A 16,126-nucleotide genomic window follows, 5' to 3' on the forward strand; every position below is an offset into this window, starting at 1 on the left:
AAATCAAATAAAATCCAAATATTTTACGAACTATTTTTATATTTTCTTCGTAAACCGCTTTACAAGTTCTTAAAAATATGATATAGTAATAAAGCTTAGAAAATGAGATGATGTTTTCTAGCAAATATAAACCCGAGTAAAAAACGCCTACGGACAGGCAGGGTTGAATGCCGAAGCGTGGTTGAAAAACCACATTATTGATAGGGTTAAAAGCCTACTTTTATAAGTTGATGTTAGGACACTTATCCTAATTCATAAATTTTTAGTGTGGTGAAAGCACACGTCATCTTGTGAAACGATCAATAAAGTACGTAATATTTGCTACTAGAGAGTTAGGAAACATCGGGAACAGACATACTCAACAGAAACAAACATAAAAACGTCAGAAGATTGCAGAGCAGGTGAAAACCTGCTCTTTTTTCATGAGTCAACCTTTAGTCGCCTTCGTCTTCTTGAGGCGCTACAAATACGGTAAAGGAGTATGTCTTGAAAGAGTTAGATCAAAACCAAGCCCCAATTTATGAGGCCATGGTGAAGTTGCGCAAGAAAAGGATTGTTCCCTTTGATGTTCCAGGTCACAAGCGTGGACGGGGAAATCCAGAACTTGTCGAACTGCTAGGTGAAAAATGTGTAGGCATTGATGTTAATTCGATGAAACCCTTGGATAATCTTGGTCACCCCATTTCGATTATTCGGGATGCAGAGGAGCTGGCAGCTGATGCTTTTGGAGCAGCCCATGCCTTTCTCATGATTGGGGGAACAACTTCATCGGTGCAGACTATGATTCTGTCAACCTGCAAGGCTGGAGATAAGATTATTCTGCCACGTAATGTCCATAAATCTGCTATTAATGCGTTGGTTCTATGTGGTGCCATTCCCATCTATATCGAGATGAGTGTAGATCCTAAAATTGGTATCGCTTTAGGTCTTGAAAATGATCGAGTAGCCAAGGCCATAAAGGACCATCCAGATGCCAAGGCCATTTTGATTAACAATCCTACTTACTACGGAATCTGTTCAGACCTAAGGGGATTGACAAAAATGGCTCATGAAGCTGGTATGATGGTTTTAGTAGATGAAGCTCACGGAGCGCATTTGCATTTCACTGATAAACTTCCAATTTCTGCTATGGATGCAGGGGCTGATATGGCAGCAGTCTCCATGCATAAGTCTGGTGGGAGTTTGACCCAAAGTTCGCTTCTTTTAATCGGGGAGCAGATGAATCCTGAATACGTTCGTCAGATCATCAACCTGACCCAGTCAACATCCGCCTCTTACTTGTTGATGGCTAGTCTGGATATTTCGCGTCGCAACTTGGCTCTTCGTGGTAAAGAGTCGTTTGAGAAGGTCATTGAGCTATCCGAGTACGCTCGTCGTGAAATCAATGCCATTGGCGGTTACTATGCTTACTCAAAAGAGTTAATAGATGGTGTGTCGGTCTGTGATTTTGATGTAACCAAGCTGTCAGTTTACACTCAGGGGATTGGCTTAACAGGTATCGAGGTTTATGACCTCCTACGAGACGAATATGACATTCAGATTGAGTTTGGTGATATTGGCAACATCCTGGCCTATATTTCGATTGGTGACCGCATCCAAGACATCGAGCGCTTGGTTGGTGCTCTTGCTGATATCAAGAGACTCTATTCACGAGATGGGAAGGACTTGATAGCTGGAGAATATATCCAGCCCGAGTTAGTGCTATCCCCTCAAGATGCCTTCTATTCGCAACGCAGAAGTCTTGCCTTGGCAGATGCTATTGGCGAAGTATGTGGAGAATTTGTCATGTGCTATCCTCCAGGTATTCCTATCTTGGCTCCTGGAGAACGCATTACACGAGAAATTGTCGATTATATCCAATTTGCCAAGGAACGTGGTTGTTCCCTCCAGGGGACGGAAGATCCTGAGGTCAATCACATCAACGTCATTAAGAGAAAGGAGAACTAGATGGATTTATGGTTTTCTGAGGTTCATACTCCAGATGTGAAATTGTCCCTGAGAACAGCCAAGCAACTCTACGCTGGTAAAAGTGAATGGCAGGATATCGAAGTCTTGGATACACCAGCTTTTGGGAAAATACTGATTTTAAATGGGCATGTCTTGTTTTCAGATGCAGATGACTTTGTCTACAATGAAATGACCGTTCACGTTCCCATGGCTGTCCATCCCAATCCCAAGAAAGTTTTGGTAATAGGGGGTGGCGACGGCGGTGTTGCTCAAGTTTTGACACTGTATCCAGAATTGGAACAAATTGATATTGTGGAACCAGATGAGATGTTGGTAGAGGTTTGCCGAGAGTATTTCCCAGACTTTGCTGCGGGGCTAGATGACCCTCGTGTTACCATTTACTACCAAAATGGGCTACGCTTTTTGCGAAACTGTGAAGATGACTACGATATTATCATCAACGATGCGACAGATCCATTTGGCCATACAGAAGGTCTCTTTACCAAGGAATTTTACGGTAACAGTTATAGAGCCTTGAAAGAAGACGGTATCATGATTTACCAGCATGGGAGTCCTTTCTTTGACGAGGATGAGTCTGCTTGCCGAAGCATGCATCGCAAGGTCAATCAGGCCTTTCCAATTAGTCGGGTCTATCAGGCCCACATCCCAACCAGTCCAGCTGGCTATTGGTTGTTTGGATTTGCATCGAAAAAATACCACCCCGTCAAAGATTTTGACAAGGAGGGCTGGAAAAAACGCCAGCTTTTCACAGAATACTACACTGCAAACTTACACGTGGGAGCCTTTATGTTGCCCAAATATGTTGAGGATATTTTAGAAGAAGAGGAAGGAAAAAAATGGGTCGTTTATTAGTTATTGGATGTGGGGGCGTTGCCCAAGTTGCTATTTCAAAGATTTGCCAAGATAGCGAAACCTTTACAGAGATTATGATTGCTAGCCGTACCAAGTCAAAATGCGATGACTTGAAGGCTAAATTAGAAGGTAAAACAAGTACAAAGATTGAGACAGCTGCTCTTGATGCAGATAAGGTTGAAGAAGTAATTGCCCTGATTGAAAGCTACAAGCCAGAAGCAGTTTTGAACGTAGCACTACCATATCAAGATTTAACAATTATGGACGCTTGTTTGGCAACAGGTGTTCACTATATCGATACAGCTAACTATGAAGCAGAAGACACAGAAGACCCTGAGTGGCGTGCTATTTATGAGAAACGTTGTAAGGAACTTGGTTTTACAGCCTACTTTGACTACTCATGGCAGTGGGCTTATCAAGAGAAATTCAAAGAAGCAGGCTTGACCGCTCTGCTTGGTTCTGGTTTTGACCCAGGTGTGACCAGCGTCTTTTCTGCTTACGCCCTTAAACACTATTTTGATGAAATCCACTATATCGACATTTTAGACTGTAATGGTGGTGACCACGGTTATCCATTTGCGACAAACTTTAACCCAGAAATCAATCTCCGCGAGGTTTCTGCGCCAGGTTCTTACTGGGAAGATGGAAAATGGGTCGAAGTGGAAGCTATGTCAATCAAGCGCGAGTACGATTTCCCTCAGGTCGGACAAAAAGACATGTATCTCCTTCACCATGAAGAAATTGAATCATTGGCCAAGAACATTCCAGGTGTCAAACGTATTCGTTTCTTTATGACTTTTGGTCAATCTTATCTAACGCACATGAAATGTCTGGAAAATGTCGGTCTCCTTCGTACGGATACCATTAACTTCAACGGTCAAGAAATTGTACCAATCCAATTTTTGAAAGCCTTGCTTCCAGATCCAGCCAGCCTTGGGCCACGCACTGTTGGTAAAACCAATATTGGATGTATCTTTACAGGTGTCAAAGATGGCGTTGAAAAGACCATCTACATCTACAATGTCTGCGACCATCAGGAATGTTATGCAGAAGTTGGTTCACAAGCTATTTCATATACAACAGGAGTTCCAGCCATGATTGGTACAAAATTGGTTATGAACGGTACTTGGAAACAAGCTGGAGTTTACAACCTTGAAGAGTTGGATCCAGATCCATTCATGGAAGCTTTGAATGAGTATGGTTTGCCTTGGATTGTGGTTGAAAATCCACAAATGGTGGACTGATGAAGTTAGAACAAGTACCAACGCCAGCCTATGTCATTGACTTGGCCAAGTTAGAAGCAAACTGTCGCATTCTACAATATGTACAAGAAGAGGCTGGTTGCAAGGTTTTGCTTGCCCAGAAGGCTTATTCCCTCTACAAAACCTATCCCTTGATTAGCCAGTATCTATCAGGTACGACAGCCAGTGGACTCTATGAAGCTAAGCTAGCTAGGGAAGAATTTCCAGGAGAAGTCCATGTATTTGCGCCAGCCTTTAAGGATGCGGACTTGGAGGAATTGCTGGAGATAACAAATCATATCGTCTTTAACTCAGAGAGACAGTTGCGTAAACATGGGGCCCGTTGTCGGGATGCTGGTGTAAGCGTGGGTTTGCGACTTAACCCTCAGTGTTCAACTCAAGGTGACCACGCGCTCTATGACCCTTGTGCACCTGGCTCCCGTTTTGGAGTAACTTCAGACAAGATACCGAGTGATTTGCTGGATTTGGTGGATGGTCTTCATTTTCACACCCTTTGCGAGCAGGGAGCAGATGATTTAGAGACAACTTTGAAAGCAGTAGAAGAGCAATTTGGAGCCTATTTGCATCAGGTCAAATGGCTCAATATGGGGGGCGGACACCACATCACAAGAGAAGGTTATGATGTAGATTTGCTGATTTCTGAGATCAAGCGTATCCGAGAAACTTACAATCTTGAAATCTATATCGAGCCTGGTGAAGCCATTGCGCTCAATGCAGGTTATCTAGCAACTGAAGTATTGGATATTGTCGAAAACGGTATGGAAATCTTGGTTTTAGACGCCTCTGCGACCTGCCATATGCCTGATGTACTTGAGATGCCCTATCGTCCACCTTTGAGAAATGGATTTGCCGCTCAGGAAAAAGCCCATACCTATAGACTTTCTTCCAATACCTGTCTGACAGGAGATGTGATTGGTGATTATAGCTTTGAAAATCCAGTTCAAATCGGTGATAGACTTTATTTTGAAGATATGGCTATTTACTCATTTGTCAAAAATAATACCTTTAATGGTATTGGATTGCCAAGTCTCTATCTCATGGATGAGCAGGGTGACTGCAGATTAGTCAAATCTTTTGGTTATCAAGACTTTAAAGGGAGATTATCATGATGGACAGTCCCAAAAAATTAGGCTATCGCATGCCAGCAGAATACGAGCCCCATCATGGTACCCTTATGATATGGCCAACTCGACCAGGTTCATGGCCCTTTCAAGGAAAGGCTGCCAAAAGAGCTTTCAGCCAGATCATTAAGACTATAGCAGAAGGGGAAAGAGTCTATCTTTTGGTTGGCCAAGACTACTTAGCTGAATCCCAATCTTATCTTGGAGACAAGGTTATTTATCTAGACATTCCCACCAATGATGCCTGGGCGCGTGATACGGGTCCGACCATTCTTATCAATGATGAAGGCCAGAAATTAGCCGTGGATTGGTCTTTCAATGCTTGGGGTGGTGCTGTTGATGGTCTTTATCAAGATTATGAAGATGATGACCAAGTAGCCAGTCGTTTTGCTGAGACCTTGGAAATGCCTGTTTATGATGCCAAGCCTTTTGTACTGGAAGGCGGAGCGATACATAGCGATGGTCAAGGAACCATTCTCGTGACTGAAAGTTGCTTGCTTAGTTCTGGTCGCAATCCTCATCTTAGTAAGGAAGAAATCGAAACCACCTTATTAGAGTGCCTTGGAGCTGAAAAAGTTATCTGGCTTCCTTATGGTATTTATCAGGACGAAACCAATGAACACGTTGACAATGTTGCTGCCTTTGTTGGTCCTGCTGAGCTTGTTTTGGCTTGGACAGACGACAAAAGCGATCCTCAATATGCCATGTCAGCAGCTGATTTAGCGCTTTTAGAAAAGGAAACAGATGCAAAAGGTCGTCAGTTCACCATTCATAAACTTCCAATTCCAGCTCTTCATCAAGTTGTAACCAAAGAGGATTTACCAGGCTACATCTATGAAGAAGGAGAAGAAGAGCGATACGCAGGTGAACGACTAGCAGCTTCCTACGTAAACTTTTATATTGCCAACCAGGCTGTCCTTGTTCCCCAGTTTCAAGATGTCAATGACCAAGTGGCCCTAGATATCCTCAGTAAGTGTTTCCCAGACCGTAAAGTTGTTGGTATACCAGCTAGAGATATTCTTTTAGGTGGTGGCAATATCCACTGTATCACCCAACAAATCCCAGAATAGGAGAAAAAGATGAGAAATGTAAGAGTTGCAGCCATTCAGATGCAATGCGCTAAGGATGTGTCAACAAATATCCAAACCGCAGAGCGTTTAGTACGTCAGGCTGCAGAACAAGGCGCACAAATTATTCTTTTACCCGAATTGTTTGAACGTCCATACTTTTGTCAGGAACGTCAGTATGACTACTACCAGCATGCCCAGTCGGTGACAGACAATACAGCCATTCAGCATTTTAAAACCATTGCTAAGGAACTACAGGTCGTTTTACCGATCAGTTTCTATGAAAAAGATGGCAATGTCTTATATAACTCTATTGCTGTCATTGATGCAGATGGGGAAGTGCTGGGTGTGTATCGAAAGACTCATATACCAGATGACCATTATTATCAAGAAAAATTTTATTTCACGCCTGGTAATACAGGTTTCAAGGTCTGGGATACTCGCTATGCCAAGATTGGGATCGGTATCTGTTGGGATCAATGGTTCCCTGAAACAGCGCGCTGTCTTGCATTGAATGGTGCTGAATTGCTCTTTTATCCTACAGCCATCGGTTCAGAGCCGATTTTGGATACAGATAGTTGTGGTCACTGGCAACGTACCATGCAAGGACACGCAGCAGCAAATATTGTTCCAGTCATCGCAGCCAATCGTTATGGATTAGAGGAAGTCGCTCCAAGTGAGGAAAATGGTGGACAGAGTTCCAGTCTTGACTTCTACGGTTCATCCTTTTTGACGGATGAAACAGGAGCTATTCTAGAGCAAGCTGAAAGACAAGCTGAAGCTGTTCTGTTAGCAACTTATGACCTAGACAAGGGAGCAAGAGAACGCCTAAACTGGGGCTTGTTTCGAGATAGAAGACCAGAAATGTATCAACGAATTACGAACTAGTAGGCAAATCTATATTTACAAATTTTAGAATATCTGACGACTGTCATGATAAAAAAAGCAAATAGCAGTAACTTCTGCCTATTTGCTTTTCTTTTTTATAAAATATATTTCTCAATAGCACGCGCAACGCCGTCTTCTTCGTTGCTTGCTGTAATATCATTGGCAAGAGATTTGACATGATCACTAGCATTTCCCATAGCAATACCAAGGCCTGCAAACTGGAGCATTTCGATATCGTTATTGGCATCGCCCATGGCCATAATTTCTGAGGAATCAATCTGCAAAATCGCTGCTAGTCGTGAAAGAGCAGTAGCCTTTGTCGTTCCAAGTGGCATGGCTTCGTAAATGACAGGCTGTGAACGAACACCGCTAAATCGTTGACAGAGTTCCCCAGAAAAACGCTTCTCAAAATCGTCTGTTTGGCTCTCTGTCCCCAAAAACATCCCTTGGAACATACGGTACTTGCCACTAGTCGCTTCCTCAATAGAAATTTCAGTCAGGTCTGAAAAGACGAGCTTGGCATCATTTTGAACGATTTGATTAGGTTTGCCACCGAGGACAAAATAATGCTCCTCATCAAAAAGAGTCAACTGGACGTTGCTTTTTTCTGCTAGGTCATAGAGATATTCGATGTCAGCTGGACTAAGTTCTTGCCAGTCAACTAGACTCCAGTCGCTGGTCTGATGGGTTGAACAACCGTTATTGACGATGACATACTCATTCTGGAGGTCAAGTCCTAGTTTTTTATAGTAGGGGAGGACGCCGAAAAGGGGACGACCTGTACAGAGAACCAGTTTGACACCTTTTTCAATGGCTTGGTGAATAGCAGTAATGTGGGCTTGTGGGATTTCCTTGGCTTCATTGAGGAGGGTTCCATCCATATCCAAGGCTAGTAGTTTAATCATAAGACTTCCTTTTCTATGTGTTTTGCTTTTATTATAGCATATAGACTATGAAATGTCCGACAGAATTATAACATTTGACTTTCCTTTTCTTGAAAAAGAAAATAAAATTTTATATAATATGTATACTTAATATTTAAGGAGAAAAAATGTCAAAGTATCACTTTAATTCAATTTACAAAAATGATGAAACAGAATCTACAGGCCTTCTTTTCATCAAAATCTACAACAAGTGGGAAAGCAATTTAAAAAGAGTTTTGAAATCGGTTGGTCTTACTTTGCCTCAATTTATCGTTTTAACCTCGCTCTTGTTTTTGTCTAATAGAGAAAAATATGTAACGCAAGTTGATATCGCTCGGTTCACTGGTATGGATGTCATGACGGTTTCCCAGATTGTTAGACTACTGGAGAAGAAGGACTACATTAGACGTGATCAACATCCAAAGGATAGTCGGGCAAAACTTGTCTCAGTGACGAAGTCTGGCGCGGAGAAGGTCAATCAAGCTTTACCTTTAGTAGAAGGTGTTGATGAAGAATTTTTTGAAAAACTATCTAACGATAGAGAAGTTTTTAATCGCATGTTGGTAGAGTTGGAGGAAAAAAATGCCTAGATATTGGGTTGGAGTTGTTTCAAAGAACCATGTTTTAAGAGGAGTTGAGGGAAATTTTTGTCAGGTCTGTCATGGAAAGGGCGGCCCCTTAAACCGTATGAAAAAAGGTGACTATCTTTTATACTATAGTCCAAAATACGATATGAATGGTCAAGATAAGTTACAGGCTTTTGTGGCCGTAGGTAAAATTATAGATGACAAAGCCTATCAAGTAGAGCAATTTGAAGGATTCTTTCCCTTTAGACGAAATGTCGAGTATTATCTGCCAGTCAAAGATTGTTCTATAGAAATAGCCAGACAACATCCTGAATGGAGAGACTATACTTCTCGACTTCGTTATGGACATTTTGAAGTTTCCAAAGACTTTTTCCTCTATATCTTTCAGCATATGAAAGTGGATGATGAAGCATGATTGATTTGCTAGTTAAATGATTATCAACAAGAATTTTGGATTTGGACTGTGAAGCGAACTTTGCTATAATAGAGTAAGAAACTTTGATAAACCAAACGAGGCAGAGATGAAATTACTTTATACTGATATTCGGACTTCTTTGACAGAAATTCTAACTAGAGAGTCGGAGGAGCTAGTTGCTGCTGGCAAGCGAGTCTTCTACATCGCCCCCAACTCTCTTTCATTTGAAAAGGAACGCGCCGTGCTGGAATGCTTGTCCCAGCAGGCTTCTTTTGCGATTACCGTCACGCGCTTTGCTCAAATGGCTCGTTACCTGATTTTGAATGACTTGCCTGCCAAGACTAGTCTAGATGACATCGGTCTTGGGATGGCCTTTTACAAATGCCTCACCGAACTTGATCCCAGGGACTTACGTGTTTATGGAGCTATCAAGCAGGATCCTCAATTTATCCAGCAGTTGATTGAATTGTACCACGAGATGACCAAAGCTCAGATGACTTTTTTGGACTTGGAGAGTTTGACGGATGAGGACAAGAGGGCCGATTTAGTCTTGATTTTTGAGAAGGTAACGGCCTACCTCAATCAAGGTCAGTTGGCTCAGGGAAGTCAGTTATCCCATTTGATTGAGGCTATTGAGAATGACAAGGTAAGTAGTGATTTTACTCAAAAAGCCTTGATTATTGATGGATTTACCCGTTTTTCTGCTGAGGAAGAGCGAATTGTGGACCTACTTCATGGTAAGGGTGTTGAGATTGTCATTGGAGCCTATGCTAGCAAGAAAGCCTATACTAGCGCTTTTAGCGAAGGCAATCTCTACCAAGCCAGTGTGGAGTTTCTCCATCATCTAGCCTCTAAATACCAAACTCCTGCTCTGGATTGTTCTCAAACTCATGAAAAGATGGATAGTTTTGACAAGGCCTCTCGTTTGCTGGAGTCTTCTTATGACTTTTCAGACCTCACTTTGGAGATCGATGAGAAGGACCGTGAAAACCTGCAAATCTGGTCTTGTTTGACACAAAAGGAAGAGCTGGAGCTGGTGGCTCGGAGTATTCGTCAGCGATTACATGCAAATCCAGACCTGAGCTACAAGCATTTTCGTATTCTCTTGGGGGATGTAGCTTCTTACCAGTTATCTCTCAAAACCATTTTTGACCAGTATCAGATTCCTTTCTATCTTGGTAGAAGCGAATCCATGGCGCACCACCCTTTAACTCAGTTTGTCGAGTCTATTTTAGCTTTAAAACGCTATCGTTTCCGTCAGGAGGATTTGATTAATCTCCTCAGAACTGGTTTATATACTGACCTTAGCCAAGCGGATATTGATGCTTTTGAGCAATATATCCGTTATCTTGGTATCAATGGCTTGCCAGCCTTTCAGCAAACCTTTACCAAATCCCACCATGGAAAATTTAATTTGGAACGTTTAAATACTCTTCGTCTGCGTATTTTAACACCTCTTGAGACTCTCTTTGCCAGCCGAAAACAAAAGGCTGAAAATCTCTTGCAAAAGTGGAACTCTTTTCTAAAAGAAGGAGCTGTGACCAAGCAGTTGCAAGATTTGACAGCCACTATGGAAGCTGTAGAACAGGAAAGACAAGCCGAAGTTTGGAAGGCTTTCTGTCATGTTTTAGAACAATTTGCGACTGTTTTTGCTGGTTCACAGGTTAGTCTAGAAGACTTCCTAGCCTTGCTCCATTCTGGAATGAGCCTATCTCAATACCGTACTATTCCAGCAACAGTGGACACTGTTCTGGTGCAGAGTTACGATTTGATTGCGCCTTTGACAGCTGACTTTGTCTATGCCATTGGTCTGACTCAGGACAATTTACCAAAAATCGCGCAAAATACCAGTCTTTTGACTGATGAAGAAAGACAAAGCTTAAACCAAGCAACCGAAGAAGGCGTTCAATTGCTGATTGCCAGCAGTGAAAACCTCAAGAAAAATCGCTATACTATGCTTTCCTTGGTCAATTCTGCTCGTAAGCAGTTGGTTTTATCGGCTCCAAGCCTTTTTAATGAAAGTGAAAGCAAAGAGTCAGCCTATCTTCAAGAACTGGTCCATTTTGGATTTAGCAGGAAAGAGAAGAGGATGAATCACAAAGGGCTGTCTAAGGAAGATATGGGGTCCTATCACAGTCTTTTGTCTAGTCTGGTTGCCTATCACCAGCAGGGCGAGACGAGTGAGAATGAGCAAGATTTGACCTTTGTCAAGGTTCTGGCGCGTGTGATGGGGAAAAAACTTGACCAAAAAGGCCTTGCAAATCCTGCCCTCCCAACCAGTCCAAGCAGTAAGCAGTTGGCTAAGGATACCTTACAAGCTCTCTATCCTACTGATCAGGAGTTTTACCTGTCTACCTCTGGTTTGACGGAGTTTTACCGGAACCAATACAGTTATTTCCTCCGATACGTTTTAGGCTTGCAGGAGGAATTACGTTTGCGTCCTGATGCCCGTAGTCACGGAAATTTCTTGCACCGTATTTTTGAACGTGCCTTGCAGTTGCCTGATGAAGGTTCCTTTGACAACCGTCTAGAACAAGCTATTCAAGAAACCAGTCAAGAACGGGAATTTGAGGCTATTTATCAGGAAAGTTTGGAAGCCCAGTTTACCAAAGAAGTTTTGCTTGATGTTGCACGGACAACTGGACATATTCTCCGACACAATCCAGCCATCGAAACCATCAAAGAAGAAGCAAATTTTGGTGGAAAAGAGCAGGCCTTTATTCAATTGGACAATGGTCGCAGTGTCTTTGTACGAGGTAAGGTTGACCGGATTGACCGTTTGAAAGCTGATGGAGCGATAGGAGTAGTAGACTACAAGTCTAGTCTAACTCAGTTCCAATTTCCTCATTTCTTTAATGGGCTTAATTCCCAACTGCCAACCTATCTAGCTGCCTTAAAAAGAGAAGGGGAGCAGTACTTTTTTGGTGCCATGTACTTGGAAATGGCTGAGCCTGTTCAATCTCTGATGGCCGTTAAAAGTCTGGCAGGTGCAGTAGTAGAAGCCAGCAAGTCTATGAAATACCAAGGACTCTTTTTAGAAAAAGAAAGCAGTCATTTGGGTGAATTTTACAATAAAAACAAGGCTAATCAGCTGACGGATGAGGAATTCCAGCTCCTACTGGACTACAATGCCCATCTTTACAAGAAAGCAGCAGAGAAGATTTTAGCAGGTCAGTTCTCTATCAATCCATACACAGAAAACGGCAGAAGTATTGCACCTTATGTTCAGCAACATCAAGCCATCACAGGATTTGAAGCAAATTACCACTTGGGCCAAGCCCGTTTCCTAGAGAAGTTAGACTTGGCTGACGGCAAGCGTCTGGTCGGAGAAAAACTCAAGCAAGCTTGGTTTGAAAAAATAAGAGAGGAGTTGAATCAATGAAGCCTATTCCCTTTTTAACTGAGGAGGAGATTCAAAAACTGCAAGAAGCAGAAGCAAATTCGAGCAAGGAACAAAAGAAAACTGCCGAGCAAATCGAAGCCATCTACACTTCTGGTCAAAATATCCTTGTTTCAGCATCGGCTGGTTCTGGGAAGACTTTTGTCATGGCAGAGCGCATTCTAGATCAATTAGCGCGTGGAGTGGAAATCAGTCAACTCTTTATCTCAACCTTTACCGTTAAGGCTGCCACAGAGCTTAAAGAACGTTTGGAGAAAAAAATAAGCCAACAAATCCAAGAAAGTAGCGATGTTGACCTCAAACAACACTTGGGTCGCCAGTTGGCAGACCTACCCAACGCTGCCATCGGTACCATGGACTCATTTACACAAAAGTTCCTTAGCAAACACGGTTATCTACTTGATGTTGCTCCTAATTTCCGTATTTTACAAAACCAGAGCGAGCAACTCCTTCTAAAAAACGAAGTCTTTCATGAGGTCTTTGAAGCCCATTACCAAGGTAAACAGAAAGAGAAGTTTAGTCATTTGCTGAAAAACTTTGCTGGACGTGGAAAAGATGAAAGAGGTCTGCGCCAGCAGGTCTATAAAATCTATGATTTCCTCCAATCTACCAGCAATCCTCAGAAATGGCTGAGAGAATCTTTCCTCGAAGGCTTTGAAAAAGCTGATTTTACCAGTGAAAAAGACAAACTGACCCAACAAATCCAGCAAACCCTTTGGGACTTGGAAAGTTTCTTCCGTTACCATTTGGATAATGATGCCAAGGAGTTTCCAAAGGCTGCTTATCTAGAAAATGTTCAGTTGATTTTAGATGAAATTGGCTCCTTAAATCAGGAGTCCGATAGTCAGGCTTATCAAGCAGTGCTTGCGCGTGTTGTCGCCATTTCGAAAGAGAAAAACGGTCGAGCCCTGACTAATGCCAGTCGTAAGGCTGATTTGAAGCCACTGGCCGATGCCTACAACGAAGAAAGAAAGTCCCAGTTTGCTAAACTAGGACAACTGTCAGACCAGGTAACCATTCTCGACTATCAAGAACGTTATCATGGAGACACATGGGAACTAGCTAAAACTTTCCAAACCTTCATGAGTGATTTTGTGGAGGCTTATCGTCAGCGTAAACGTCAGGAAAATGCCTTTGAATTCGCTGATATCAGCCATTACACTATTGAGATTTTAGAGAATTTCCCGCAAGTTCGTGAGGCTTATCAGGATCGCTTCCACGAAGTCATGGTCGATGAGTATCAGGATACCAACCACATTCAAGAACGGATGTTGGAATTGCTATCTAATGGTCACAATCGCTTTATGGTGGGGGATATCAAGCAGTCCATTTACCGTTTCCGTCAGGCAGATCCCCAGATTTTCAATGAGAAATTCCAAAGATATGCACAAAATCCCCAAGAAGGAAAGCTCATTCTGCTCAAGGAAAATTTCCGTAGTAGTTCAGAAGTGCTGTCAGCAACCAATGATGTTTTTGGACGCCTTATGGACCAAGAAGTCGGAGAAATCAACTATGATAACATGCACCAGCTTGTTTTTGCCAATACTAAACTGATTCCTAATCCAGACAATAAGGCAGAATTTCTCCTCTACGACAAGGACGATACAGGTGAGGAAGAAGAGAGCCAAGCAGAAACGAAATTAACAGGTGAAATGCGCCTGGTCATCAAGGAAATCCTCAAACTCCATCAAGAAAAAGGTGTTGCTTTTAAGGAAATTGCCCTTTTGACCTCTAGCCGCAGTCGAAATGACCAGATCCTTCTTGCCTTGTCTGAGTACGGGATACCTGTCAAAACCGATGGCGAGCAAAACAATTATCTCCAATCCCTAGAAGTGCAAGTCATGCTAGACACCCTTCGTGTCATTCACAATCCCCTGCAAGACTATGCCTTAGTTGCTCTTATGAAGTCTCCTATGTTTAGCTTTGATGAGGACGAGTTAGCACGCTTGTCTCTTCAGAAAGATGAGGACAAAGTTCAAGAGAATCTCTATGAGAAGTTAGTCAATACTCAAAAACAGGCAACAAGCCAGAAAAACTTAATTCATACTGATTTAGCTGAAAAACTAAATCAATTCATGAATATCTTGGATTCTTGGCGCTTGTATGCCAAAACCCACTCCCTCTATGACTTGATTTGGAAGATTTATAATGACCGTTTTTACTATGACTATGTTGGAGCTTTGCCAAATGGTCCTGCTAGGCAGGCTAATCTCTATGCCCTAGCACTGCGGGCTGACCAGTTTGAAAAGAGCAATTTCAAGGGCTTGTCTCGTTTTATTCGTATGATTGACCAAGTCTTGGAAGCCCAGCACGATCTTGCGAGCGTGGCTGTCGCACCGCCAAAAGATGCAGTAGAGCTCATGACCATTCACAAGAGTAAAGGACTGGAGTTCCCTTACGTTTTTATCCTCAATATGGATCAGGACTTCAATAAGCAAGACAGCATGTCAGAAGTCATTCTCAGCCGTAAAAATGGACTAGGTGTCAAATATATTGCCAAAATGGAGACAGGAGCAGTGGAAGCTCATTATCCTAAAACCATCAAACTCTCCATTCCTAGCCTAACTTATATACAGAATGAAGAGGAATTACAGCTGGCAAGCTATTCTGAGCAGATGCGCCTTCTGTATGTTGCCATGACACGGGCTGAGAAAAAGCTTTATCTTGTCGGCAAGGGTTCGCGTGAAAAGCTGGAATCCAAGGAATACCCAGCAACCAAAAATGGGAAACTAAATAGCAATACTAGACTGCAAGCCAAGAATTTCCAAGATTGGCTTTGGGCTATTAGCAAAGTGTTTGCCAAGGACAATCTCAACTTTAGCTATCGTTTTGTTGGCGAAGACCAGTTGACTAGAGAAGCTATCGGAGAGTTGGAAAACAAGAGCCCTCTACAAGATAGCTCTCAAGCAGACAACCGCCAGTCTGAAACCATCAAAGAAGCTCTGGAAATGCTGAAAGAGGTGGAAGTTTATAATACTCTTCACCGCGCAGCCATTGAGCTTCCTAGTGTTCAAACCCCAAGTCAAATCAAGAAATTCTATGAACCAGTTATGGATATGGAAGGTGTCGAGATTGCAGGTCAAGGCCAGTCAGTAGACAAGAAAATTAGCTTTGAGTTACCAGATTTTTCAACCAAAGAAAAGGTAACAGGAGCTGAGATTGGTAGTGCTACCCACGAACTCATGCAGAGAATTGACCTAAGTCAGCGACCAACCCTTGCTAGCCTGACAGAAACTCTCAAACAAGTTCAAACCAGCCCAGCTGTCAGAGACAAGATCAATCTTGCTAAAATTCTTTCATTCTTTGACACAGCACTTGGTCAAGAAATTCTTGCTAATACAGACCATCTTTATCGCGAGCAACCTTTCTCCATGCTCAAACGAGATCAAAAGAGTCAGGAAGACTTCGTTGTCCGTGGAATCTTGGACGGCTATCTGCTTTATGAGGATCGTATCGTTCTTTTCGACTACAAGACAGACCGCTATGACGAGCCAAGTCAACTCATAGACCGCTATCGTGGTCAATTAGCCCTTTATGGAGAGGCTTTATCACGAGCCTATTTGATTGAAAATATTGAAAAATACTTGATTTTACTCGGTAAAGACGAGGTTCAAGTTGTAAAAGTATAATCTAGAAAGGAGAC

At 42.5% G+C, this 16,126-nt stretch carries 11 protein-coding genes; 10 read left to right on the forward strand and 1 reads right to left on the reverse strand.

Annotated elements, in window-relative coordinates:
• Positions 1–486: 486 nt before the first annotated feature.
• From L0P31_RS03920 to aguB, 6 genes are read left to right on the forward strand one after another with little or no spacing between them, the layout of a single operon-like run.
• Entirely contained in the window at positions 487–1,947 is a 1,461-nt protein-coding gene (locus L0P31_RS03920; protein ID WP_238095861.1) for an aminotransferase class I/II-fold pyridoxal phosphate-dependent enzyme, read from the forward strand.
• Positions 1,948–2,820, forward strand: a complete 873-nt coding sequence (speE, locus tag L0P31_RS03925) for a polyamine aminopropyltransferase (RefSeq protein WP_024058046.1) — start codon at positions 1,948–1,950, stop codon at positions 2,818–2,820. It abuts the gene before it with no gap.
• The gene (locus L0P31_RS03930; RefSeq protein WP_223340493.1) at positions 2,805–4,064 is read left to right on the forward strand and encodes a saccharopine dehydrogenase family protein; all 1,260 of its coding nucleotides are present in this window, start codon (positions 2,805–2,807) and stop codon (positions 4,062–4,064) included. The genes speE and L0P31_RS03930 overlap by 16 nt, the downstream gene beginning before the upstream one ends.
• Positions 4,064–5,191 carry a carboxynorspermidine decarboxylase gene (gene nspC, locus L0P31_RS03935; protein ID WP_024058043.1) on the forward strand — a complete coding sequence of 376 codons (1,128 nt, stop codon included), beginning with the start codon at positions 4,064–4,066 and terminating at the stop codon, positions 5,189–5,191. The genes L0P31_RS03930 and nspC overlap by 1 nt, the downstream gene beginning before the upstream one ends.
• The gene (gene aguA, locus L0P31_RS03940) at positions 5,188–6,273 is read left to right on the forward strand and encodes an agmatine deiminase (protein ID WP_238095863.1); all 1,086 of its coding nucleotides are present in this window, start codon (positions 5,188–5,190) and stop codon (positions 6,271–6,273) included. The genes nspC and aguA overlap by 4 nt, the downstream gene beginning before the upstream one ends.
• Positions 6,274–6,282: 9 nt before the next feature.
• The gene (aguB, locus tag L0P31_RS03945; protein WP_238095865.1) at positions 6,283–7,158 is read left to right on the forward strand and encodes an N-carbamoylputrescine amidase; all 876 of its coding nucleotides are present in this window, start codon (positions 6,283–6,285) and stop codon (positions 7,156–7,158) included.
• A gap of 95 nt (positions 7,159–7,253) precedes the next feature.
• Here the strand turns inward: aguB and L0P31_RS03950 are convergent, their stop codons facing one another.
• Entirely contained in the window at positions 7,254–8,063 is an 810-nt protein-coding gene (locus tag L0P31_RS03950; RefSeq protein WP_070527537.1) for a Cof-type HAD-IIB family hydrolase, read from the reverse strand.
• Between the two features lie 146 nt (positions 8,064–8,209).
• Here L0P31_RS03950 and L0P31_RS03955 point away from each other — a divergent pair, with 146 nt between their 5' ends.
• The 4 genes from L0P31_RS03955 (at position 8,210) to addA (ending at position 16,112) form a co-directional block, all read left to right on the forward strand.
• The gene (locus L0P31_RS03955) at positions 8,210–8,671 is read left to right on the forward strand and encodes a MarR family winged helix-turn-helix transcriptional regulator (RefSeq protein ID WP_070527533.1); all 462 of its coding nucleotides are present in this window, start codon (positions 8,210–8,212) and stop codon (positions 8,669–8,671) included.
• Positions 8,664–9,083: an EVE domain-containing protein gene (locus L0P31_RS03960; protein ID WP_049484456.1), complete on the forward strand. Its 420-nt coding sequence runs from the start codon at positions 8,664–8,666 to the stop codon at positions 9,081–9,083. Before L0P31_RS03955 ends, L0P31_RS03960 begins: the two co-directional genes overlap by 8 nt.
• Positions 9,084–9,189: 106 nt before the next feature.
• Positions 9,190–12,465, forward strand: a complete 3,276-nt coding sequence (gene rexB / locus L0P31_RS03965) for an ATP-dependent nuclease subunit B (protein WP_238095867.1) — start codon at positions 9,190–9,192, stop codon at positions 12,463–12,465.
• On the forward strand, positions 12,462–16,112 hold the full coding sequence (addA, locus tag L0P31_RS03970) for a helicase-exonuclease AddAB subunit AddA (RefSeq protein WP_238095869.1): 3,651 nt from the start codon (positions 12,462–12,464) through the stop codon (positions 16,110–16,112). The genes rexB and addA overlap by 4 nt, the downstream gene beginning before the upstream one ends.
• Positions 16,113–16,126: the final 14 nt, after the last annotated feature.

Origin of the sequence: Streptococcus mitis, from assembly GCF_022137125.1 — a bacterium.
Taxonomy (GTDB): Bacteria; Bacillota; Bacilli; order Lactobacillales; family Streptococcaceae; genus Streptococcus; species Streptococcus mitis_CE.